The following is a 21,402-nucleotide window of genomic DNA, read 5'->3' as shown; positions in this document are numbered from 1 at the left end:
ATACTTCGCGCCGAAGCTGACCAGACAGTCGCCGCTTCGTCGTCGTCCTCTTAGGGGGAGACGGGCGGAGGGGAGGAAAGTCCGGGCTCCATAGGGCAAGGTGCCAGGTAACGCCTGGGGGGTGTCACAGCCCACGACCAGTGCAACAGAGAGCAAACCGCCGATGGCCCGCGCAAGCGGGATCAGGTAAGGGTGAAAGGGTGCGGTAAGAGCGCACCGCGCGGCTGGTAACAGTCCGCGGCACGGTAAACTCCACCCGGAGCAAGGCCAAATAGGGGTTCATAAGGTACGGCCCGTACTGAACCCGGGTAGGCTGCTTGAGCCAGTGAGCGATTGCTGGCCTAGATGAATGACTGTCCACGACAGAACCCGGCTTATCGGTCAGTTTCACCTCTTCAATGTAAAAACCCCGCCTCGGCGGGGTTTTTGCTATCTGGAGGTTGGAACAAAGATGAATGACTGTCCACGACGCTATACCAGAAAGAAAGCGGCTTATCGGTCAGTTTCACCTCTTTAATGTAAAAACCCCGCTCCGGCGGGGTTTTTGCTATCTGGAACTCAATCTCATTCTTTTTTTGTTTTTCTATTTCAGCCCATTGCAAGTCTGTATTGCCGGATATCCACTTTTAAACAGCTTTCTGGCTGCATTGCAGGCCGCGTTCGTTGATACTGTCACGCTTTGAAAATGTATCTTCTATCCATTAATCTCAATCCCTCATTTGCAGCGGTCATCATTCAGCTTAATGGATAGCAGGTTTTACGTGTTATCCAGACAGGGGCGGTGGACGTGAAAAATGTAGTGTTATTTCCTCAACTCAAAACGGCAATAGCATGGCTGGTTGGTCATGGCGAGACGATTATGCAGTTTGCCTGGAATATCGTGGCGGCGCTGATTATTCTTTTTATCGGGAGAATGCTTGCAAAAGTCCTCGCCAAAACCTTCGAGAAAATTCTGCTGCGACGCAACGTAGATGCGACAATCGTCCACTTCTTCGCCGCGCTGGTGCGCTATATCACCATGGCTTTTGCGATTATCGCCGCGCTGGGCAGGATAGGGATTGAAACCTCATCCATTATCGCCGTCCTTGGCGCGGCGGGACTGGCCATTGGCCTGGCGCTGCAGGGCTCGCTGTCAAATTTTGCCGCTGGCGTACTGCTGGTGACTCTGCGTCCATTCAGGGCGGGTAATTTCGTGCAGGTTGGTTCGGTATCAGGGATGGTGCAATCGGTACATGTTTTTTCTACGACGCTGCTTACTGTAGATAATAAAGAAGTCATTATCCCGAACGGTAAAATTATTGCCGATAGCATCGTTAACTACTCCCGCCATCCCTATCGCCGCATCGATCTTACGCTCGGCGTAGCGTGTCATAGCCAAATATCGCACGTTAAACAGGTTATCCAGACGCTCATCGATAATGAAAAGCGCATCGATCATTCTCGCGGTACCACCGTTCGCCTGATTGAGCTGGCGCCCGGTTCGCTTAACTTTACCATTCGCGTATGGGTGAAAAATGCTGAGTATTGGGATACCTATTTCGATTTTCTGGAGAATATCAAAAATACGCTTGATGAAAATAATATCTTGCTGGCCGCGCCACGCATGGATATTAATTTAACATCACCGAATTTAGCACGGGTTCAATAAGTAAGAAGAATTTTATATTTTATACAATTCATTTGGTGAATATATTATCTGAATATTTACACTGGTGAACATGATTTTTTACACATCGTCATTATTGTTCAGGGAATAATAGGTCGTCTTATCACTACGTACTTATTCAGGATAACAAGATGAACAAACTTTCTCGGATGGTATTAATGACGGCTGTAGCCGCAGGGTTCTCCATGGCGGCACAGGCCGCTGACGTTGCCGCCGCGCCGGCGCCGGCTCAGGATCCCATCGTTCAGCATTTAAAATTGAGCCAGGATCAGGTCGCAAAAATTAAGAGCCTGCATCAGGAAATGGAAAAAAACGTCCAGCAGATTTCACAGAAAGATATTAAAGATGGCGTGTTATTTGACGTGATCGATTCCGGTAAGTGGAATGAGAAAGCGGTGAAAGATCAACTGGCGGCCTTCAGCAAAGTTGAGCAGCAGGTACGCTATTATCGCGTGAAGTACTATTTCGGCGTAAATCAGGTACTGACGCCGGAACAGCGTACTCAGGTGAAAAAAGATCTCTCTCAGGCATTGAGCGAGTAATGAAAATCGGCCCCGCTATGGGGCCGATTTCTTTCAGGCGGCGTTATCTTCATCCTGCAGCCGCGTTTGCGCATCTTCCACGATGGCTTCCAGCTCACTCAGCATCTCTTCATAGCCAAAGCCGATTGGGCTCATGGTTTCCACAGCGACTGGCTGGTCTATCGGTTTCGCCTTTTTGCTCTTTTTCTTGCTCACTCACAAACTCCCGGGCTTCCTTGTTACACCGGTAAATCTATCAGCAAAGCGCGCAGCGGCGTATCGGCGACGAGGGTAATGTTAGCTTCGTCACGAATAAACGCGCCATCGCCGCAGGTTAATGCCTGTTTCTCTTCCTTTTTTGCCACGGCATGTACCGTCCCGTGAATCGACTGCAGATAGGCGCGCGGGCCGTGCAGTTGAACGTTGATCTCTTCGCCCTTCGCCAGCTGCAGATGATGGATCCACACCTGCTGACGCAGCTGTAAACTGTCGCCGCTGCCGTCCGGTGAGGCTAATAGCTGAATCGGCGAATCGCCAACCGTCATTTTCTGTACCAGCGGGTTTTCGCGCTCCGGACAGGCGTCGAGCCACAGCTGCATGCGCGTCAACGACTGCTCTTTACTGAGATTATGCTCGCTGTAGCTGACTCCCGGTTGGGTGGAGAGCAGCAGGGCTTCGCCAGCTTTTGCCTGTACATGGTTGCCGTCGCTATCGCGGTATTCCGCTTCACCTTCCAGAATCAGATTCAGGATATCGACCTTTGGGTAGGTACGTGGCTGAAATGACGCGCCCGGCGCCAGCACTTCTTGATTGAGTACGCGCAATGAGGCGTAACCCAGCAATTTAGGGTCGAAGTAGTGGCCAAAGGAAAAGGTGTAGCGGGCCTGCAGCCAGCCGAAGTCTGCTTGACCGCATTGTTTGGCTGTTCGGGTTGTAATCATTTTCTTGACCTCTCTTTACACTAAATCAATGGTAAAGGTATGGACGCTGTATTGTTAGCCAGATATTCTGCCCGGTATGTTCAAAATTCCTGAATGAGAGCGAAATGGCGAAAGAGAGAGCATTAACGCTGGAAGCGTTACGCGTAATGGATGCAATAGACCGACGCGGGAGCTTTGCCGCTGCGGCTGACGAGCTGGGGCGCGTGCCTTCAGCCCTAAGCTACACCATGCAAAAACTGGAAGAAGAACTGGATGTGGTGCTGTTTGACCGTTCCGGCCATCGCACAAAATTTACGAACGTTGGCCGCATGCTGCTGGAACGCGGCCGCGTGCTGCTGGAAGCGGCGGACAAGCTGACTACCGATGCCGAAGCGCTGTCGCGCGGCTGGGAAACTCACCTGACCATCGTGACCGAAGCCTTGGTTCCTACCACCGATCTGTTTCCGCTGATTGAGAAACTGGCGACTAAATCCAATACCCAGCTGTCGATTATTACCGAAGTGCTGGCCGGTGCCTGGGAACGGCTGGAGCAGGGGCGTGCTGATATTGTCGTCGCGCCAGATATGCATTTTCGTTCATCGTCAGAAATTAACTCGCGTAAGCTCTATTCGGTTTTAAGTGTTTATGTTGCCGCGCCGGATCACCCGATTCATCAGGAGCCAGAACCGCTTTCTGAGGTGACGCGGGTGAAATATCGCGGCGTCGCGGTGGCGGATACCGCGCGCGAGCGTCCGGTTCTGACGGTGCAGCTGCTGGATAAGCAGCCGCGTTTAACCGTCAGCACTATTGAAGATAAACGCCAGGCGCTGCTGGCGGGGCTTGGCGTGGCAACCATGCCGTATCCGTTGGTTGAGAAGGATATTGCCGAAGGGCGCTTGCGGGTCGTAAGCCCTGAATATACCAACGAAATCGATATCATTATGGCCTGGCGACGCGACAGCATGGGCGAAGCCAAATCCTGGTGTCTGCGGGAGATCCCGAAACTGTTTACCGGCAGATAACGGGAAGATGCGCTCCTCCGCCGCGAGGAGCGCGTAAATCAGTAGGAGTAGGGTTTTGGATTTGGCCCAAAGCGATTGTTGCCGGGCGTGCCGTTCTGACAATTGAAAATCAAAATCACCAGCCAGCCGATGACCGGGATCAGCAGCAGCAGTAGCCACCACGCCGAGCGGTCGGTGTCATGCAGGCGACGAAACTGCACCGCCCACCAGGGTAAAAAAACCAGCACGCCGTAAATGGTCGTCAGGATGCCTTCACCCCCAGCACGTTGCCAGCCGAGCATCTTATCAATGATGCTTAGCACTGCGGTGAGAATGATGTTGACCAGAATAAACATCCAGTACTCTTTGCGCCGGGCACGGCCGCCAAAGCCAATATAGTTTCGTAATACTTTTAGATACCAGTCCATTTTCTCACGCCTTAGTTAACCATTAATCACTTGTTTTCAAAGCGATCAAAATAATCATAGGCGTGAATATCAAACTGGTAAATATCCGTTATCTGAATAAAAGGCGCCTTTCGGCGCCTTATCGATCAGCGGGAAAAACGATCCCGCCCGTGTGGTTCGTTGAGATCCTGCTGCGGGCCCACGGAGATGATCCCCGTCGGGTTGATGGTTTTGTGGCTGCGATAATAGTGATTGCGGATATGCGGGAAATTCACCGTTTCCGCAATCCCCGGCATCTGGTAGATATCGCGCAGGAAACCGTACAGGTTGAGATAGTCGCTTATACGGCGCTTATCGCATTTAAAGTGGGTAACATAGACCGGGTCGAAACGGACCAGCGTTGTCCACAGGCGGATATCCGCTTCCGTTAACTGGTTCCCGGTCAGGTAGCGGTGCTGACCGAGGATCTGCTCAAGGCGTTCGAGCGAGGTAAACAGCGCGTCTACGGCTTCGTCATAGGCCTGCTGGCTAGTGGCGAAACCGGCTTTATACACCCCGTTGTTAACGTTGTCGTAGATCCAGCTATTGAGATCGTCGATCTTTTCTCGCAACGCCGGCGGATAATAGTCGCCCGCACGCGCCCCCAGGCCATCAAACGCGGTATTGAACATGCGGATGATTTCAGCCGACTCATTGCTGACGATGGTCTGTTGTTTTTTATCCCACAGCACCGGAACGGTCACCCGGCCGGTGTAATGCGGATCGGCTTGCAGATAAAGCTGATAGAGGAACTGATGATGATAGAGCTGGTCGCCGGTCGCATCCGGGAAATCGTCGGCGAAGGTCCAGCCGTTTTCCAGCATCAGCGGATGAACAACTGAGACGGATATAAAGGGTTCTAATCCTTTTAACTTGCGCAGAATCAGGGTGCGATGGGCCCACGGACAGGCCAGTGAAACGTACAGATGATAGCGGTCTTTCTCTGCGGCGAAGCCACCTTCGCCCGCAGGGCCTGGCGCGCCATCGGCGGTGAGCCAGTTGCGGAAGGCTGAAACGGAACGCTTGAACCGTCCTCCGGTGGATTTGGTGTCATACCAGGTATCTTGCCAGACGCCGTCGACTAATTGTCCCATTACTTCCTCCTTCAGATAGCAAAAGCGAGGAGATAGCCCCTCGCTTTTTTAGATTTTTACTCAGTATAGTGTGCTTACCACTTTTTATTCAGCACGCGGTCGATGCTGAATGCGCCCGGACCCGTCACGGCCAGCAGCAGATAACCACCAGCGATGGTCAGGTTTTTCATGAACATCAGCGAGTTCACGCCTTCAGCAAAGTTGCTGTGGAACAGGAACGCGGTCAGCAGGGTAAAGCCTGCGGTGAACAGCGCGGTAGTGCGAGTCAGGAAACCGAACAGAATTGCCAGACCGCCGCCAAACTCAAGCAGAATAGTCAGCGGCAGCAGCGCTCCCGGAACACCCATCGCTTCCATATACTGCTGCGTACCTGCATACCCGGTGATTTTTCCCCAACCAGCGGTAATGAACAGAATCGGCATCAGAATACGCGCTACCAGTACACCAACATCTTCTAATTTTTTCATTTCTTACTCCAGAAAACCCAAAGGGCGGCGATTTCGTTTTTTAGAGCAATCCTGCGTGGTTACGCGGGCTTGCTGTCGATGGAGAGGATATTAGCGAGCTTGAGAGGGGATTGTTAGCAAGGAAAACTGTAGTTCTTTTTCAAAGTTTCTGAGCAATTGGTGCGATCGGTGAAAATATTTTCCGAGGCGCCTCGCAGCGTGCGTGGCTATTGATTGTTTTATCACCAGAGGCATCTTATCCTTGCCCGTTCCGGCCATTTGACTTGCCCTGGCAGATTTTTTCGTCAACTGGCGCAGGGAATGCCTGAACATAAGGAGCAACTGATGACATTAGCAGAATGGTTTGAAGAGCGTGGGCGCACAAAGGGAAGAAAACAGGGTCGTGAAGAAGGTAGAGAAGAAGGCGAACGTCAGGCGACGCGTAAAATAGCTCTTGCGATGCTTCGTAACGGCGTTGATAGCGCGCTGGTCAGTAAAACCACCGGTTTAAGCGAACAAGAGCTCAGCGCGCTGGCGCACTGAGCGAGCAATTAACGCGATGCGGACTGGCGCAGAATCCCTTTGACCATCCGCCAGGTGCTCCAGATGCCGAGGCCGCGTTTGCCCCAGCGGATTAAAAAGCGCGGATGGCGCACTGACCAGATAGCCATTACCCCGCTGCCGACCATCGCCCATGAACGCAGGTGTTTCAGCGTTTGCCAGCCGCGATCGATAGGCGAGGTGGCTTCCAGCCAGTGACGATGGCTGGCGGCCAAATCCAGCCGCTGTTGCTGGATTTGGCGCAGCAGCAGCGCTTTTCGCTGGTCGCGTTCCTGTTGGCCGCTCATCGACGATCGTCCTCAAGCAGCGCGCGATCGTTCGCCAGTTCGTCGCGGGTATGACGTAAAAACGTTGAGCGGCGAGCTTTCCTGAGGGTCCAAATTCCCCCTATTAGCGAGGCGAGCAACAGGACGCTGGTGGTCGCGATCATTACATGCAGACGGTACTGCGGATCGACGGCCCAGATGATCAGCACCAGCAGGCTCATTAGCCCAAAAGCGGCGAATAGCAACGTTAGCCCGAGCATCAGCAACAGCTGGAAGAGGTTCGCTTTCTCCTCTTCCAGCTCCACGACGACCAGGCGCAAACGCGTTTCCACCATTTCGACCAGCAGCGTAATGATCCGCTGGCCGATGCCGAATACGCTCTGTCCCGGGCCCTGCGTGTGTTGAGAGTTTGCCATAATTAACGGCGCGACAGCAGTACGCCGACCACCAGCCCGACAGCTGCGCCAATACCCACGCCGGTCCACGGATTCTCGCGAACGTACTCATCGGCGCGAGCAGCGGTTTCACGCGTCTGCTTAACGATGGCATCGCTGGTGTCGCTGAGACGCACACGGCTGTCTTTCAGCACGCTTTCCGCTTTGCTACGCAGTTTGCCGAGTTCTTCTTTTGATTTATCGGTTGAGGAGTTCAGAACTTCTTCCAGCGTATCAGCCAGATTTTTCAGCTCAGCGCGTAGATCTTCTGCAACGTTATCTTTAGCCATCTTGTTCTCCTGTAGCGTTTACCAATTAATAATCGCGTGACTCAAGCGCTTTCAGTTCCTGCTGCGCTTCATCCAGTTTGCGTTCCCGTTTGCTAATTTTGTCTGCATCGCCTTTCTGCTTCGCCTCGCTCAGATCGCGCTGACGTTCGGCAACTTCGGCCTTCTGTTTAGCGATTTTCTGCTGATGTTCAGCCCTGACCTTACTGTCGCTGCAGTTAGCACGAACTTCCTGCAGCGCTCTGTTCAGGCCGTCAATGCGATGCTGATTATGGTGTTTTTCGGCATAGCTGATCTCCCGTTGGATACTCTGTTCTTTTTCCTGACAAGGAGAGGCTGCGAAGGCGCTGGCGCTAAGTGAGGTCAGTGCCAGTAATAGTGCGATGCGGTATTTCATGGATTCTACCTTCCATTGTGTGAGGGGATATCGGTGATATACCCAATCCAGTCAACAATACGAGCCAGGCGGTTCCCGCAGTCTTAATAATAGACACGAAAGCGGGACATCACCAAACCGTACGAAAAGATTCGGAATTTTTGACGCGTTATCCAAAACGGCGCGGAGCATCGCGCAGGCGGGATAACCAGGCGGTGGCAGAATTTTCTTCATCCACCAGAGCAATAATATAACCGTGAGGCAGAGCCCGGCCCAATACTTCTTTTGCCGCGGCGCCCTGAGCGTTGGAATCGAATTTGATCAGCAGGCCGTCTTTTTGCGGGGTGATGCTCTTAAAACGGATGCCGTTGGCGTCAAGATGATGCCAGACGGAAAAACCGTCCGGCATAGCGACGCCCTGGCTGACGGGACGGATGGCCAGAGTGGACTCATGCTGACTGACGGTCAGCCACAGCCAGACGATGGCGCAAAGCAGCAGTGAGCCGCCCAGCATCCACCGCAGCTGGCGCCAGGAAGGACGTTTGATGACCATGCTCAGCTCCGACTGCTGTGTTTTTTCTTCCACAGTACAACCAGGGAGCCGATCAGACCGAAGACCAGCAGCGCAACCGGCAGCAGCATCAGGCACGACATCAGCTGATCTTCATACTTCAGGAATACCGGTGTTTTACCCAGCAGATAGCCGAGAGAGGTAAGAATCAACACCCACAGCAGACCGCTCATCCAGTTAAAGAACTGGAAACGCGCGTTATTCAGACCGGAGATACCGGCAATCGTTGGCAGTAGGGTACGTACGAAGGCGATAAAGCGGCCAATTAGCAGCGCCGATAATCCGTGCTTGTGGAACAGGTGATGGGCTCGCTGGTGATAATGCGACGGTAAATGCGATAGCCAGTTTTGCACGATCCGCGTATTGCCCAGCCAGCGTCCCTGGATGTAGCTCACCCAGCAGCCGAGGCTGGCCGCCGCCGTCAAAAGCAGTAGCGTTTCCGGGAAGCCCATCGCCCCTTTGGCGATCAAAACGCCGACCAGCACCAGCAGGCTATCACCCGGTAAAAACGCCGCCGGCAGTAAACCGTTCTCAAGGAACAAAATCATAAATAAGACAAAATAGAGCATGCCAATCATGGAGGGATTAGCGAGCGTTTCGTAATCCTGGGCCCATAAGGCATTCAGTAATTGGGTTAGTAGTTCCATTCACGATTCCTGGTACATCGGTTAACGGTACGTCTTATACATAGCGACTAGATTATTTTTTAGAGTATGGCCGCTGTTGAGACGTTCTGATCGGATCCTTGATTAAACAGTAAGTAAACACTTACATGCAGAACGACAAAATGCATCTAATTGTAACAAACTAGCTGACTTTCCGTCAGAGAAATTGCAGTTTGTTGCTGATTGATTTTGCGGGTTGCGGGGACGAGTAGCGAGAGGATTTACACAGGCTGACACTATATATGCTTTGCTTACCCTGTCGGGTTTGCGGGCAGAAAAAGAGGTTCTGCCCGTGGAGGGGATAATACGTTATTTTGCCGCGTTCGCCGCGGTATCGAGATGAACCACCGGATTTTCGGCAAACAGGTAGCGATCGGCATTGAATTCAAAGTCATCGCTGGTTTCGTTAAACAGCATCAGCTTGGTATTTTCCAGATGCTGCCACATCGCCAGCTTCGCCGCGTGAGGGTCTTTACGAATTAACGCCTTGAGGATTTGGTCATGATCGTCGCACCAGTTGTCGACGGTGCGCAGGTCGATGTGGTCGTGCAGTTTTTTCCAGTACGGGTTGTGTACCCGCTGGGTCCACATTTTTTCAACGATGGCGGCAAGGGCGGTGTTCTGGGTAGCCAGCGCGACCTGGACATGGAACTGCAGGTCCCATTCGGAATCACGGAAGCACTTCTCGTTGCGGGCTTTCTCCTGAATTTCCATTAGCTTCATGATGTCCTGTTTGGTCACCTGAGTCGCGGCGAATTCAGCGATATTGCTCTCAATTAACTGACGGGCCTGGAGTAATTCAAACGGACCATAGTTGGCGAACTCCAGCGATTCATCCACCACCTGTTGGTATTTCGGGTGGTTGGAAATAACGTGGATGCCGGAGCCTTTGCGGACTTCAACATAGCCTTCGACTTCCAGCATGATGATGGCTTCGCGAACCACGGTGCGGCTGACGCTTTTTTCATCGGCGATGAAGCGCTCTGCGGGCAGCTTATCCCCTACAAGGTAGACGCCTTGTTCGATACGCGTCTTTAGCTCAGCGGCAAGCTGCTGATAGAGACGGCGCGGTTCACTGATTTCCATATTCGCTCCCGGAAGATGGCGACAATATTCGATTTGTTATACCACTTTTACGCGCTTTCCACCACTGGAAGGCACAAAAAAAGCCGCCTTAAAAGGCGGCTTAGTCGGTGCAAAATCATCTTGCAGTTTAGCTTTGCGTCACCGGTTTACTGGTATTGAGCGGCGTCGAGTCATCGTCGGCCGATTTGTTTTTCAGTACCGTCCAGATAACCAGCGCGCCCAGCAGGTCGAAGACCGCCAGCACCGCGAACAGCGGGCTGAAGCCGATGGTATCCGCCAGCGCGCCGACGACCAGCGCGAATAGGGTGCTGGCCAGCCATGCCGCCATCCCGGTCAGACCGTTGGCGGTCGCCACTTCGTTACGGCCAAATACGTCGGAAGAGAGGGTGATCAGCGCACCGGACAAGGCCTGGTGAGCAAAACCGCCGACGCACAGCAGCGCGATCGCCACATACGGGCTGGTGAACAGGCCAATCATGCCAGGACCAATCATCAGCAGGGCGCCCATCGTCACGACCATTTTACGTGAGACGATAAGATTCACGCCAAACCAGCGCTGGAACAGCGGCGGCAGGTAGCCGCCGACGATGCAGCCGAGGTCGGCGAACAGCATCGGCATCCAGGCGAACATGGCGATCTCTTTCAGGTTAAAGCCGTAAACCTTAAACATGAACAGCGGGATCCAGGCGTTGAAGGTACCCCAGGCCGGTTCTGCGAGGAAGCGCGGCAGCGCAATACCCCAGAACTGACGGTTACGCAGGATCTGCCACGGCGACATTTTCTTCGCGTTATTGGTCTGATGCTGAGATTCCTGGCCGCCGATGATGTAGTCACGTTCTTCATCGGTGAGTTTTTTCTGATCGCGCGGGTGTTTGTAGAAAATCAGCCAGGCCATTGCCCAGGCGAAGCTCAGTACCCCGGAAATAATAAATGCCATCTGCCAGCTATGCATGACAATCGCCCATACCACCAGCGGCGGAGCTATCATCGCGCCGATAGAAGAGCCGACGTTGAAATAGCCGACGGCGATGGAACGCTCTTTCGCCGGGAACCATTCGGAGCTGGCTTTCAGACCGGCAGGGATCATTGCTGCTTCCGCTGCGCCGACCGCGCCGCGGGCCAGCGCCAGGCCGCCCCAGCTGCCTGCCAGCGCCGTTGAACCGCAGAATACCGCCCAGGCGATAGCAAAGAAGGCGTAGCCAATTTTGGTGCCAAGCACATCGAGCACATAGCCGGCAACCGGCTGCATAACGGTATATGCAGCGGAGTAGGCGGCGATGATATAAGAATATTGTTGGGTTGAAATGTGCAACTCTTCCATCAGCGTCGGCGCAGCCGCCGCTACGGTGTTACGAGTCAGGTAACCCAGCACGGTGCCCAGCGTCACCAGTGCGATCATATACCAACGTAACCCTTTAATTTTACGCATGTAAAACCTCATCGTTGTTGTCTCTCCGCAGCGTCTGCGGCCATCTTTCGTCCCGCCAGGGAAGGAGGATGGGGAAACGGAGGGTTCAGGACGTGAACTGAACCTTGCCATCAGTGGTTAAAGTGAAACCGGCATCCCTACCGTTTAAGCCGATGTTATTCACACCGGTAATGCATTCCGTCGGTTTATATGTTGCGACGGCAGAAAGATAACTTGTCATACAACTTTAAAAGTTGAGTACTGTCACAAAAGTGGGAAAGTTTGTAGGGACATTAATCGCGTCAATTAAAGCCAGTACTGGCGCGGCTTGCAGCGATGTTTACTCCTTTGGTGGTGCTTTTTTTGTCGACGTTTATTGATCTAACTCACGAAAAATACTTCGGCCTGTAGAAATTGGTGTGATAACTTTGTCAGCATTAGAGTCAATCATCTGATGGGCTCCTTGATGGGGCGAAGAGGACACGACAATGACACCGTTTATGACCGAAGATTTTCTGCTTGATACCGAGTTTGCCCGCCGCCTGTACCACGATTACGCCAAAGATCAGCCGATTTTCGACTACCACTGCCACCTTCCGCCGCAGCAGGTTGCCGAAAATTATCGTTTTAAGAACCTGTATGACATCTGGCTGAAAGGCGACCATTACAAATGGCGCGCGATGCGTACCAACGGCGTGGCGGAGCGCCTGTGTACCGGCGATGCTGCCGATCGCGAGAAATTTGACGCCTGGGCGGCAACCGTTCCTCATACCATCGGTAACCCGCTATACCACTGGACGCATTTAGAGCTGCGCCGTCCTTTTGGTATTACAGGTAAGTTGTTGTCGCCAGCCACGGCGGATGAAATCTGGAACCAGTGTAATGAGTTGCTGGCTCAGGAGTCGTTCTCCGCCCGTGGAATCATGAAGCAGATGAATGTGAAGATGGTGGGGACGACCGACGATCCGATTGATTCACTGGAGCATCATGCGACGGTCGCCAAAGATAGTACTTTTGATATCAAGGTATTGCCGAGCTGGCGCCCGGATAAAGCGTTCAACATCGAGCAGGCCACTTTTAACGATTACATGAGCAAGCTTGGCGAAGTCTCCGATACCGAAATTCGCCGTTTCGCCGATCTGCAAAGCGCGCTGACTAAGCGTCTGGATCACTTTGCCGCACACGGCTGTAAAGTTTCCGACCACGCGCTGGACGTGGTGCTGTTCGCTGAAGCGAGCGATAACGAACTGGATAGCATCCTGGCGCGCCGTCTGGCAGGCGAAACGCTCAGCGAGCATGAAGTCGCGCAGTTCAAAACGGCGGTACTGGTGTTCCTCGGTGCGGAATACGCGCGCCGCGGCTGGGTACAGCAGTACCACATCGGCGCGCTGCGTAATAACAACCTGCGTCAGTTCAAACTGTTAGGGCCGGATGTTGGCTTCGACTCCATCAACGACCGTCCGATGGCCGAAGAGTTATCGAAGCTGCTGAGCAAGCAGAACGAAGAAAACCTGCTGCCGAAAACTATTCTGTACTGCCTGAACCCACGCGATAACGAAGTGCTGGGCACTATGATCGGTAACTTCCAGGGCGAAGGCATGCCGGGCAAGATGCAGTTCGGTTCCGGCTGGTGGTTCAACGATCAGAAAGACGGCATGGAACGTCAGATGACCCAACTGGCGCAGCTTGGCCTGTTGAGCCGCTTTGTCGGCATGCTGACCGACAGCCGCAGCTTCCTCTCCTACACCCGCCACGAATACTTCCGCCGTATTCTGTGCCAGATGATCGGCCGCTGGGTGGCTGCTGGCGAAGCGCCTGCGGATATCGCGCTGCTGGGCGAGATGGTGAAAAACATCTGCTTTAACAATGCGCGTGATTACTTCGCCATTGAATTGAACTAAGGCCAGAGGTCGGTTGATATGCAATACATCAAAATCCATTCGCAGGATAACGTCGCGGTGGCGCTGGCGGATATGACGTCAGGCAGCGTGGTGACGATTGATAACGATACCGTCACCCTTAGCCAGGATGTTGTCCGCGGTCATAAGTTCGCGCTGCGGGCCATTGCGAAAGGTGAAAACGTCATTAAGTACGGGTTGCCGATTGGTCATGCGCTGGCGGATATCGCGCCGGGCGAGCATGTTCATGCGCACAATACGCGTACCAATCTGAGCGATCTTGACGCGTATCGCTATCAACCAGACCTGGTTGAACAACCGGCGCAACCTGCGGATCGCGACGTCGAGATTTATCGTCGCGCCAGCGGTGAAGTCGGCGTGCGTAACGAATTATGGATCCTGCCGACCGTGGGCTGTGTTAACGGCATCGCCCGGCAGATCCAGAATCGTTTCCTGAAAGAGACCAACGACGCGGAAGGCACCGACGGCGTCTTCCTTTTCAGCCACACCTACGGCTGCTCGCAGTTGGGAGATGACCATATCAACACCCGTACCATGCTGCAAAACATGGTCCGCCACCCGAATGCCGGGGCGGTGTTGGTGATTGGTCTTGGCTGCGAGAACAACCAGGTTGATGCCTTCCGTGAAACGCTGGGGGATTTTGACCCGGAACGCGTGCACTTCATGATTTGCCAACATCAGGAAGATGAAGTGGAAGCGGGAATTGAGCATCTTCATCAGCTCTATGAAGTGATGCGCCATGATAAACGCGAAGCGGGTAAACTGAGCGAACTGAAGTTTGGCCTTGAGTGTGGCGGCTCGGACGGCCTGTCCGGCATTACCGCTAACCCAATGCTGGGGCGTTTTTCTGACTACCTGATTGCGAACGGCGGCACTACGGTGTTGACCGAAGTGCCGGAAATGTTCGGCGCTGAGCAACTACTGATGAGCCACTGTCGCGACGAAGAGACTTTCGGCAAACTGGTCACCATGGTCAATGATTTTAAAAAGTATTTTATCGCCCACGACCAGCCTATCTACGAGAACCCGTCGCCGGGTAACAAAGCGGGCGGTATCACGACGCTGGAAGATAAGTCGCTTGGCTGCACGCAGAAAGCGGGTTCCAGCCAGGTGGTTGACGTTCTGCGCTACGGTGAACGTTTGAAAGTCCACGGGTTGAATCTGTTGAGCGCGCCGGGTAACGACGCGGTGGCGACCAGCGCGCTGGCGGGCGCCGGCTGCCATATGGTGCTGTTCAGTACCGGCCGCGGCACCCCTTATGGCGGTTTCGTTCCGACGGTAAAAATCGCTACCAACAGCGAGCTGGCGGCGAAGAAAAAGCACTGGATTGATTTCGATGCCGGGCAGTTAATTCACGGGAAAGCGATGCCGCAGGTGTTGGAGGAGTTTGTCGATCTGATCGTCGATATCGCCAACGGCAAGCAGACCTGCAACGAACGCAATGATTTCCGCGAACTGGCAATCTTTAAAAGCGGCGTCACGCTGTAACGACGGTGACTACCGCGGTGTTTGAAAGGTCGGATAAGCGTAGCGCCATCCGACAACATTAAACTCCCCCCGGTCGCGCTTACGCTTACCGGGGCTACCAACTGATTAGGTCCGTAGATACTGTTATCGATTTGCAACTGTTTTGGTCCGGGAAAAACAGTTGTTTTTTATTATTTCAGAGCAGATTGCGCTCCCGATATTTCTTCTGCGTTATGTCCCTCATGGCGCAGGGAGCGCACAAAGGGCGGCCAGTCGCCGCCGCCCTCTGTACTCCCGGGCTCTGGCCGCCAAAATCGCCACTTCGTGGTGCCTTCGACTTATCCCTGCAGACTTCGGGTCGGGCCGAGGCAGCGTCCGTGCAAATCACGGCCCTCAGCCCGCATCCATGCGGGCTGCCCCGGCCTTCCGGGAACGTCTCAGCGATTTTGAGGCCACCAGCACCGGCAGTATAAATTAACGGCAGGCCGCACGTACCGTAGGTCGGATAAGCGTAGCGCCATCCGACAAAATAACGGCGCCGCCGTTAAACTCTCCCCGGTCGCGCGTGCGCTTACCGGGGAGCGGACCGTAGGCCTGATAAGCGTAGCGCCATCAGGCAATATTTAACTACGCAGGGCGTTCTTCGCCAGCTGTTCGTCTTCGGCCATACAGGCCGCGGCGGTGAACAGCGCATCGGTTGACGAGTTGAGCGCCGTTTCGCAGGAATCCTGCAGCACGCCGATAATAAAGCCGACGGCGACAACCTGCATGGCGACATCGTTCGGAATACCGAACATGTTACAGGCCAGCGGGATCAGCAGCAGCGAACCGCCTGCCACCCCGGAAGCGCCGCAGGCGCACAGCGAGGCCACTACGCTCAGCAGCAGCGCCGTCGGTAGATCCACCGGAATATTCAACGTATGTACCGCCGCCAGCGTCAGCACGGTGATAGTAATCGCCGCGCCCGCCATATTGATGGTCGCCCCCAGCGGAATAGATACCGAATAGGTATCGCGATCCAGATTCAGCTTCTCGCACAGCGCCATATTCACCGGAATGTTGGCGGCGGAGCTGCGGGTAAAGAAGGCGTAGACGCCGCTTTCACGCAGGCAGGTCAGCACCAGCGGATACGGGTTACGGCGGATTTTCCAGAATACCAGCAGCGGGTTAATCACCAGCGCCACCAGTAGCATGCAGCCGACCAGCACCAGCAGCAACTGGGCGTAGCCCCACAGGGTATCGAAACCGGTCGTCGCCAGCGTTGAGGAGACCAGGCCAAAAATACCCAGCGGCGCAAAGCGGATCACCAGCTTGACGATAAAGGTCACCGCGTGCGAAACGTCGTTAATCAGGTTTTTAGTGCTGTCGTTACCGTGGCGCAGCGCGAAGCCCAGCCCCACCGCCCACACCAGAATACCGATATAGTTGGCGTTCAGCAGCGCGTCGATAGGGTTAGCCACCATGCTCATCAGCAGTCCGCGTAGCACCTCTACAATCCCCGATGGCGGGGTGATGCTGTCCGCCGCGCTGGTCAGATGCAGCGTAGAAGGGAAAACAAAGCTAAACAGCACCGCGGTGAGCGCCGCGCTGAAGGTCCCCAGCAGATAGAGAAACAGAATCGGGCGGATACTGGTTTTTTGTCCGTGCTGATGGTTTGCGATCGACGCCATCACCAGCATTAATACCAGTACCGGCGCGACGGCTTTCAGCGCGCCGACGAACAGCGTTCCCAGCAGCCCGACCGCGATAGCGGCCGGTTTCGAGACCAGCGCCAGTACCACGCCAAGTACCAGTCCCAACAGGATTTGTTTCACCAGACTGCCCTGCGCCAGGCGCTGCAGCAGCCCCGACGGGCGGGTTTGTGTTGTCATAAATCATTCCTTCCAGTGATGTAGCAGTCCATCCCGGCGACGTATTATTTGTTACGTTTATGTCCGGATGTAAATGAATGTTTGCATGGTCGAGTATACGGAAAGAACGCGAGGGAGGAAGCGTATTCTACTGTTTCTTGCACGCCGATCTTATTTTTTAACTATATATTAACGTTTTTGTGACATGGATAAAGATTATGCGCGGGAAAGCTAACGCAGGGCGGCGTATCCCGGCCAGATACGCGATATCTGGCCGGGAACAGGGGGTTATTGCAGCTGTTTCTTCTTATCGTTCTGTTTGTTCACCCAGGCGTTAATCAGCAGCGTCGCCGCCAGGATACCGCCCACCACGCCGAGGGAAACGGCGATCGGAATGTGGTAGAAATCGACGATTAGCATCTTGATACCGATAAACACCAGGATCACCGACAGACCATATTTCAGCATCGAGAAGCGTTCGGCCACGCCCGCCAACAGGAAGTACATCGCACGCAGGCCGAGAATCGCAAACAGGTTAGAGGTCAGCACGATAAACGGGTCGGTGGTCACCGCGAAAATCGCCGGGATGCTATCAACGGCGAAAATCACGTCGCTCAGCTCAACCAGGATCAGCACCAGCAGCAGCGGCGTGGCGAACAGTACGCCATTTTTACGGGTGAAGAAGCGCTCGCTCTCGATTTTATCCGTCATCCGCAGATGGCTGCGGATCCAACGCACCAGCGGCTTATCGCCGATCCCGGAATCATCTTCTTTCGCCAGCGCCATTTTCACCCCGGTAAACAGCAGGAACGCGCCGAACACGTACAGTAGCCATTCGAACTGCGAAATCAGCCAGCTGCCGGTGAAGATCATAATGGTACGCAGGACAATCGCCCCGAGGACGCCATACACCAGTACCCGGCGCTGTAGCGCTGGCGGCACGGCAAAGTAGCTAAAGAGCATTAGCCAGACGAAGACGTTATCGACCGCCAGTGATTTTTCGATCAGATAACCGGTGAGGAAGGCTAACGCCTGCGGATCGGCGACGGCGCGGCCCTGCGTTTGCACCAAATACCACCAGAAAGCGGCGTTAAACAGCAGGGAGAGGGTGACCCACAGGATGGACCAACCGGCGGCCTGCTTCATGGTCATGGTATGCGCACCGCGCCTTCCCTGAAGCAGTAAATCGATCGCCAGCATGATGACCACGACTACAGCGAATCCGCCCCATAACAACGGCGTGCCGACACTATTCATTGCGTTATTCCTTACATAAAAACAAAACGGCTGTCGTCGAAAGACGGCAGCCGCTGCGCTTTTATGCATAGACCTCGCCTTCCGGCAAGGTCTCACTTACAACAAGAGCGGACATGGATCCTTGGTCTTGTTGCCCGGCGACCGGATGCGGTTTTGCACGCATCGTAATGACGATCGACCGGCCAGGAAGTTACTCCCCTTTGCACGTAACAAAGTATTACAAGTTATAAAGGGCGTCAATTGAGGTCGAGGGCCCATTTACACTCCTTTACGCTATACCCGTCATACTTCAAGCTGCAGGTGCGTTGGCTGCGTGCGTTCACCCCAGTCACATAGTTATCTATGCTCCTGGGGATTCGCGCACTTGCCGCCTTCCTGCAACTTGAATTATTTAGGGTATAGGTTGAGTATCCGCAGGGAAGACCACGCCGGTCTGGCGACGGATTTCGCTAAGCAGTTTTGCCGTAATGCGGCTGACTTCAAGCCCGGGATGATCGACATCGTTGGCTTCCACCAGCCGCGCGAACGCTTCCGCTTCATACAGCATAGTATTGATGTGCTGAGGCTGGGTGAGATCCTGCGCTTTTCCGCCGCGTGGAATAAAGGCCACCTTCTGGCATTCGGAGATTTTCTCAATCACCAACGCGCCTTCTTCACCCTGGATTTCGCTAGGGATAGTGGAGTCGCTGACCTTCGAGTGGTGCAGGGTGACATCGAAATCGCCGTAGCTCAGCACCACCGTACCCTGGCCATCAACGCCGCTCTCCAGCAGGCTGGCGCTGGCATGGACCGCTTGCGGTTCGCCCCACAGCGCGACCGCCGAGGCGAGGCAGTAAAAACCGATATCCATAATCGAGCCATTGGAAAAGGCCGGGTTGAAGGTATTTGGATTTTCGCCGTCGAGATAGCGCTGATAACGCGAAGAGTACTGACAGTAGTTGATGAAGGCTTTACGTAATTTGCCCACTTTATCGAGCGCTTCGCGCAGCAGCAGGAAGTTGGGCAGGCTGGCGGTTTTGAAGGCTTCAAACAGCACCACGTTGTTTTCTTTAGCCACGGCAATCGCCGCTTCAACCTCTTGCAGGTTCGATGCCAGCGGCTTTTCGCAAATCACGTGCTTTTTATGGCTCAGGAACAGGCGGGTTTGCGGGAAGTGCAGTGAGTTCGGACTGGCAATATAGACCGCGTCAACGTCAGGGCTCTGCGCCAGTTCATCGAGCGAAGTAAACAGATGCTCGACCGGGTAGTCATTAGCGAAAGCTTGCGCCTGTTCAAGGCTGCGGGAATAAATCGCGGTGAGTTTAAATTTACCGGTTTCATGGGCGGCATCGACAAACTGCTTAGTAATCCAGTTTGTGCCAACAACTGCGAAACGTATCATAAACGTTGACGAACTCCGTTAAAGGGAACCTTTCGTCACTCTAGCACGCCATGATGACAAAACGAGTGCGCTATCACGCAGAACGGTTTAACGAAAGGTGCGTCAGCCACAGGCGGGTATCGAACTCTAACTGGTGATACTGCGGCTCCATATGACAGCACAGCTGATAGAAGGCTTTGTTGTGATCCTTCTCTTTTAAGTGCGCCAGTTCATGAACCACGATCATGCGCAGAAACGCTTCCGGCGCGTCGCGAAACACCGTCGCTACGCGGATTTCTGCTTTGGCTTTCAGTTTGCCTCCCTGAACGCGGGAAATGGCGGTATGCAGACCAAGCGCGTTCTTCAGCACGTGGATTTTACTGTCGTACATCACCTTATTGATTGGCGCCGCCCCGCGCAGATAGCGGGCCTTCAGATCCTGGGTGTATTGATATAACGCCTTATCACTGTTGACATCATGCCCCTGCGGATAGCGCTTTTGCAGTACCTCGCCGAGACGGTCTTGCTCGATTAAGGTGGTCACCTGCGACAGCAGCGATTCGGGGTAGCCCTGAAGGTAAGGTAGCGTGTTCATGGTGAAAAAAGTTTACTTCTCCGGAGAATTGAGCGATAACACGCGCGAATTTTAGCATTTCGGAGGGGCGATGAGCCAGGTAGAGTTAAACGGTGAGTTATTCACATTAGAGCGGTTCCCACCTAACGCTGAAGAAGAAGCGCTTCAGGCATGGGAAGCGGCGGATGAATATCTGCTGCAACAGGTGAATGACGTCGACGGCCTGACGCTCATCTTCAACGACGGCTTCGGCGCGCTCTCCTGCGCGTTGGCGGAGCGCAACCCGGTCAGCATCAACGATTCCTTTATTTCCGAGCTGGCGACCCGCCACAACCTGCGGATGAACGGTATCGATGAAGAGAGCGTGCGCTTTCAGGATAGCCTGAGCCCGCTGCCGGCCGCGCCGGCGCTGGTGCTGATTAAGGTGCCAAAACAGCTGGCGCTGCTGGAACAGCAACTGCGCGCGCTGCGCGAAGTGGTGACGCCGGAAACCCGCATTATCGCCGCGGCGAAAGCCCGAGATGTGCACAACTCGACGCTGGCGCTGTTTGAAAAAATCCTCGGCACTACCACCACCTCGCTGGCGTGGAAAAAAGCGCGTCTGATCCACTGCGTTTTCACCGCCCCCAAGCTTGCCGATGCGCCGCAAACCTACAGCTGGAAGCTGGACGGTACGCCGTGGACCATCCATAACCACGCCAACGTTTTTGCCCGCAGCGGCCTGGACATCGGCGCGCGTTTCTTCCTTCAGCACTTACCGTCTGATTTAGAAGGCGAGATCGCCGATCTCGGCTGCGGCAATGGGGTGATTGGCCTGCAGGCGCTGGCGCAAAATCCAAACGCCAGCGTGATGTTCACCGATGAGTCGCACATGGCGGTGGCTTCCAGCCGTTTGAACGTCGAGCGCAACCTGCCGGACGATATCGCACGCTGTGAATTTATGGTCAACAACTCGCTCTCCGGCATTGAGCCCGACCGCTTTACGGCGATTCTGTGTAATCCGCCGTTCCATCAGCAGCACGCCATTACCGACCATATCGCCTGGCAGATGTTTAACGATGCCCGCCGCAGCCTGAAATATGGCGGCGAGCTGTACGTCGTCGGCAACCGCCACCTCGATTACTTCCGTAAGCTGAAGCGCGCTTTTGGTAATTGCACGACGATTGCGACGAACAATAAGTTTGTCATTTTGAAAGCAACCAAGGTGCGTAAACAGCGCTGATGCAT

Annotated in this window: 24 protein-coding genes and 1 other RNA gene; 8 read left to right on the top strand and 17 right to left on the bottom strand. The window is 54.2% G+C overall.

The features are described from left to right. Positions 1-12: 12 nt before the first annotated feature. The 3 genes from rnpB to ABLU80_RS18470 all read left to right on the top strand — a co-directional run bounded on the left by rnpB (position 13) and on the right by ABLU80_RS18470 (position 2,208). Positions 13-393: RNase P RNA component class A (rnpB, locus tag ABLU80_RS18480), an RNA gene on the top strand. Positions 394-787: 394 nt separating this feature from the next. Next, positions 788-1,648 (top strand): mechanosensitive ion channel domain-containing protein, encoded by an 861-nt coding sequence (locus tag ABLU80_RS18475; protein WP_047080072.1) that lies wholly within the window; start codon positions 788-790, stop codon positions 1,646-1,648. A 149-nt stretch (positions 1,649-1,797) separates the two neighbouring features. Continuing rightward, positions 1,798-2,208 carry a hypothetical protein gene (locus ABLU80_RS18470; RefSeq protein ID WP_063446821.1) on the top strand — a complete coding sequence of 137 codons (411 nt, stop codon included), beginning with the start codon at positions 1,798-1,800 and terminating at the stop codon, positions 2,206-2,208. Positions 2,209-2,241: 33 nt separating this feature from the next. Here the strand turns inward: ABLU80_RS18470 and ABLU80_RS18465 are convergent, their stop codons facing one another. Both ABLU80_RS18465 and ABLU80_RS18460 read right to left on the bottom strand, forming a co-directional pair. Next, positions 2,242-2,403 carry a hypothetical protein gene (locus ABLU80_RS18465; RefSeq protein WP_020077866.1) on the bottom strand — a complete coding sequence of 54 codons (162 nt, stop codon included), beginning with the start codon at positions 2,401-2,403 and terminating at the stop codon, positions 2,242-2,244. Positions 2,404-2,426: 23 nt separating this feature from the next. Continuing rightward, positions 2,427-3,128 (bottom strand): pirin family protein, encoded by a 702-nt coding sequence (locus ABLU80_RS18460; RefSeq protein WP_032715877.1) that lies wholly within the window; start codon positions 3,126-3,128, stop codon positions 2,427-2,429. Between the two features lie 104 nt (positions 3,129-3,232). Between ABLU80_RS18460 and ABLU80_RS18455 the strand changes: the two genes are divergently transcribed. Next, positions 3,233-4,129, top strand: coding sequence for a LysR family transcriptional regulator (locus ABLU80_RS18455; RefSeq protein ID WP_015369566.1), 897 nt, complete (start codon positions 3,233-3,235; stop codon positions 4,127-4,129). Between the two features lie 38 nt (positions 4,130-4,167). On the opposite strand, the gene ABLU80_RS18450 is transcribed toward ABLU80_RS18455, so the two are convergent. The 3 genes from ABLU80_RS18450 to ABLU80_RS18440 form a co-directional block, all read right to left on the bottom strand. Next, entirely contained in the window at positions 4,168-4,536 is a 369-nt protein-coding gene (locus ABLU80_RS18450) for a DUF805 domain-containing protein (protein WP_015369567.1), read from the bottom strand. Between the two features lie 125 nt (positions 4,537-4,661). Beyond that, positions 4,662-5,648, bottom strand: coding sequence for a glutathione S-transferase family protein (locus ABLU80_RS18445; protein WP_015369568.1), 987 nt, complete (start codon positions 5,646-5,648; stop codon positions 4,662-4,664). 74 nt (positions 5,649-5,722) lie between these two features. Next, the gene (locus ABLU80_RS18440) at positions 5,723-6,115 is read right to left on the bottom strand and encodes a DoxX family protein (protein WP_015703571.1); all 393 of its coding nucleotides are present in this window, start codon (positions 6,113-6,115) and stop codon (positions 5,723-5,725) included. 324 nt (positions 6,116-6,439) lie between these two features. Between ABLU80_RS18440 and ABLU80_RS18435 the strand changes: the two genes are divergently transcribed. Then, on the top strand, positions 6,440-6,637 hold the full coding sequence (locus tag ABLU80_RS18435; RefSeq protein ID WP_015369570.1) for a transposase: 198 nt from the start codon (positions 6,440-6,442) through the stop codon (positions 6,635-6,637). Positions 6,638-6,645: 8 nt separating this feature from the next. Here the strand turns inward: ABLU80_RS18435 and ABLU80_RS18430 are convergent, their stop codons facing one another. The 8 genes from ABLU80_RS18430 to exuT all read right to left on the bottom strand — a co-directional run bounded on the left by ABLU80_RS18430 (position 6,646) and on the right by exuT (position 11,769). Continuing rightward, positions 6,646-6,942, bottom strand: coding sequence for a YqjK-like family protein (locus ABLU80_RS18430; RefSeq protein WP_015703570.1), 297 nt, complete (start codon positions 6,940-6,942; stop codon positions 6,646-6,648). Beyond that, positions 6,939-7,337 (bottom strand): phage holin family protein, encoded by a 399-nt coding sequence (locus ABLU80_RS18425; protein ID WP_015369572.1) that lies wholly within the window; start codon positions 7,335-7,337, stop codon positions 6,939-6,941. The genes ABLU80_RS18430 and ABLU80_RS18425 overlap by 4 nt, the downstream gene beginning before the upstream one ends. A gap of 2 nt (positions 7,338-7,339) precedes the next feature. Then, positions 7,340-7,645 carry a YqjD family protein gene (locus tag ABLU80_RS18420; RefSeq protein ID WP_015369573.1) on the bottom strand — a complete coding sequence of 102 codons (306 nt, stop codon included), beginning with the start codon at positions 7,643-7,645 and terminating at the stop codon, positions 7,340-7,342. Between the two features lie 25 nt (positions 7,646-7,670). Continuing rightward, positions 7,671-8,039, bottom strand: a complete 369-nt coding sequence (locus tag ABLU80_RS18415) for a DUF1090 domain-containing protein (protein ID WP_032712569.1) — start codon at positions 8,037-8,039, stop codon at positions 7,671-7,673. 148 nt (positions 8,040-8,187) lie between these two features. Then, positions 8,188-8,565: an EnvZ/OmpR regulon moderator MzrA gene (gene mzrA, locus ABLU80_RS18410; RefSeq protein WP_161799831.1), complete on the bottom strand. Its 378-nt coding sequence runs from the start codon at positions 8,563-8,565 to the stop codon at positions 8,188-8,190. Positions 8,566-8,573: 8 nt separating this feature from the next. Beyond that, positions 8,574-9,236, bottom strand: a complete 663-nt coding sequence (yqjA, locus tag ABLU80_RS18405) for a DedA family general envelope maintenance protein YqjA (RefSeq protein WP_015369576.1) — start codon at positions 9,234-9,236, stop codon at positions 8,574-8,576. 327 nt (positions 9,237-9,563) lie between these two features. Then, on the bottom strand, positions 9,564-10,340 hold the full coding sequence (exuR, locus tag ABLU80_RS18400; protein ID WP_213198018.1) for a transcriptional regulator ExuR: 777 nt from the start codon (positions 10,338-10,340) through the stop codon (positions 9,564-9,566). Positions 10,341-10,467: 127 nt separating this feature from the next. Next, positions 10,468-11,769 carry a hexuronate transporter ExuT gene (exuT, locus tag ABLU80_RS18395; protein WP_015703568.1) on the bottom strand — a complete coding sequence of 434 codons (1,302 nt, stop codon included), beginning with the start codon at positions 11,767-11,769 and terminating at the stop codon, positions 10,468-10,470. A gap of 467 nt (positions 11,770-12,236) precedes the next feature. Here exuT and uxaC point away from each other — a divergent pair, with 467 nt between their 5' ends. Further along, entirely contained in the window at positions 12,237-13,649 is a 1,413-nt protein-coding gene (gene uxaC / locus ABLU80_RS18390; RefSeq protein WP_348850303.1) for a glucuronate isomerase, read from the top strand. An 18-nt stretch (positions 13,650-13,667) separates the two neighbouring features. Continuing rightward, positions 13,668-15,155, top strand: a complete 1,488-nt coding sequence (locus ABLU80_RS18385; protein ID WP_348850302.1) for an altronate dehydratase family protein — start codon at positions 13,668-13,670, stop codon at positions 15,153-15,155. Between the two features lie 602 nt (positions 15,156-15,757). On the opposite strand, the gene sstT is transcribed toward ABLU80_RS18385, so the two are convergent. The 4 genes from sstT to ABLU80_RS18365 form a co-directional block, all read right to left on the bottom strand. After that, positions 15,758-17,005, bottom strand: coding sequence for a serine/threonine transporter SstT (sstT, locus tag ABLU80_RS18380; RefSeq protein ID WP_015369581.1), 1,248 nt, complete (start codon positions 17,003-17,005; stop codon positions 15,758-15,760). Positions 17,006-17,272: 267 nt separating this feature from the next. Next, complete coding sequence (locus ABLU80_RS18375; protein ID WP_020077873.1) at positions 17,273-18,241, bottom strand: TerC family protein; 969 nt, start codon at positions 18,239-18,241, stop codon at positions 17,273-17,275. A 391-nt stretch (positions 18,242-18,632) separates the two neighbouring features. After that, positions 18,633-19,622, bottom strand: coding sequence for a Gfo/Idh/MocA family oxidoreductase (locus tag ABLU80_RS18370; RefSeq protein ID WP_348850300.1), 990 nt, complete (start codon positions 19,620-19,622; stop codon positions 18,633-18,635). Between the two features lie 73 nt (positions 19,623-19,695). Then, a complete protein-coding gene (locus tag ABLU80_RS18365; protein WP_015369584.1) occupies positions 19,696-20,196 on the bottom strand; it encodes a M48 family metallopeptidase in 501 nt (166 codons plus the stop codon). A 70-nt stretch (positions 20,197-20,266) separates the two neighbouring features. On the opposite strand from ABLU80_RS18365, the gene rlmG reads away from it, so the two are divergent. Continuing rightward, complete coding sequence (rlmG, locus tag ABLU80_RS18360; RefSeq protein WP_015369585.1) at positions 20,267-21,397, top strand: 23S rRNA (guanine(1835)-N(2))-methyltransferase RlmG; 1,131 nt, start codon at positions 20,267-20,269, stop codon at positions 21,395-21,397. Positions 21,398-21,402 lie beyond the last annotated feature (5 nt).

Source organism: Klebsiella sp. CN_Kp104 (genome assembly GCF_040064515.1).
Lineage (GTDB): Bacteria > Pseudomonadota > Gammaproteobacteria > Enterobacterales > Enterobacteriaceae > Klebsiella > Klebsiella aerogenes.
The sequence above is the reverse complement of the archived record's forward strand: the minus strand, read 5'-3'. Positions and strand labels throughout refer to the sequence as shown.

Excerpts from the sequence above, each read along its gene's own strand:
- ABLU80_RS18365 (WP_015369584.1), bottom strand. The coding sequence starts at position 20,196 with ATGAACACGCTACCTTACCTTCAGGGCTACCCCGAATCGCTGCTGTCG.
- exuR (WP_213198018.1), bottom strand. The coding sequence starts at position 10,340 with ATGGAAATCAGTGAACCGCGCCGTCTCTATCAGCAGCTTGCCGCTGAG.
- ABLU80_RS18455 (WP_015369566.1), top strand. The coding sequence starts at position 3,233 with ATGGCGAAAGAGAGAGCATTAACGCTGGAAGCGTTACGCGTAATGGAT.
- ABLU80_RS18440 (WP_015703571.1), bottom strand. The coding sequence starts at position 6,115 with ATGAAAAAATTAGAAGATGTTGGTGTACTGGTAGCGCGTATTCTGATG.
- ABLU80_RS18460 (WP_032715877.1), bottom strand. The coding sequence starts at position 3,128 with ATGATTACAACCCGAACAGCCAAACAATGCGGTCAAGCAGACTTCGGC.
- ABLU80_RS18420 (WP_015369573.1), bottom strand. The coding sequence starts at position 7,645 with ATGGCTAAAGATAACGTTGCAGAAGATCTACGCGCTGAGCTGAAAAAT.
- ABLU80_RS18385 (WP_348850302.1), top strand. The coding sequence starts at position 13,668 with ATGCAATACATCAAAATCCATTCGCAGGATAACGTCGCGGTGGCGCTG.
- sstT (WP_015369581.1), bottom strand. The coding sequence starts at position 17,005 with ATGACAACACAAACCCGCCCGTCGGGGCTGCTGCAGCGCCTGGCGCAG.
- ABLU80_RS18375 (WP_020077873.1), bottom strand. The coding sequence starts at position 18,241 with ATGAATAGTGTCGGCACGCCGTTGTTATGGGGCGGATTCGCTGTAGTC.
- ABLU80_RS18425 (WP_015369572.1), bottom strand. The coding sequence starts at position 7,337 with ATGGCAAACTCTCAACACACGCAGGGCCCGGGACAGAGCGTATTCGGC.
- rlmG (WP_015369585.1), top strand. The coding sequence starts at position 20,267 with ATGAGCCAGGTAGAGTTAAACGGTGAGTTATTCACATTAGAGCGGTTC.
- yqjA (WP_015369576.1), bottom strand. The coding sequence starts at position 9,236 with ATGGAACTACTAACCCAATTACTGAATGCCTTATGGGCCCAGGATTAC.
- ABLU80_RS18445 (WP_015369568.1), bottom strand. The coding sequence starts at position 5,648 with ATGGGACAATTAGTCGACGGCGTCTGGCAAGATACCTGGTATGACACC.
- ABLU80_RS18430 (WP_015703570.1), bottom strand. The coding sequence starts at position 6,942 with ATGAGCGGCCAACAGGAACGCGACCAGCGAAAAGCGCTGCTGCTGCGC.
- uxaC (WP_348850303.1), top strand. The coding sequence starts at position 12,237 with ATGACACCGTTTATGACCGAAGATTTTCTGCTTGATACCGAGTTTGCC.
- ABLU80_RS18470 (WP_063446821.1), top strand. The coding sequence starts at position 1,798 with ATGAACAAACTTTCTCGGATGGTATTAATGACGGCTGTAGCCGCAGGG.
- ABLU80_RS18370 (WP_348850300.1), bottom strand. The coding sequence starts at position 19,622 with ATGATACGTTTCGCAGTTGTTGGCACAAACTGGATTACTAAGCAGTTT.
- exuT (WP_015703568.1), bottom strand. The coding sequence starts at position 11,769 with ATGCGTAAAATTAAAGGGTTACGTTGGTATATGATCGCACTGGTGACG.
- ABLU80_RS18435 (WP_015369570.1), top strand. The coding sequence starts at position 6,440 with ATGACATTAGCAGAATGGTTTGAAGAGCGTGGGCGCACAAAGGGAAGA.
- ABLU80_RS18415 (WP_032712569.1), bottom strand. The coding sequence starts at position 8,039 with ATGAAATACCGCATCGCACTATTACTGGCACTGACCTCACTTAGCGCC.
- ABLU80_RS18450 (WP_015369567.1), bottom strand. The coding sequence starts at position 4,536 with ATGGACTGGTATCTAAAAGTATTACGAAACTATATTGGCTTTGGCGGC.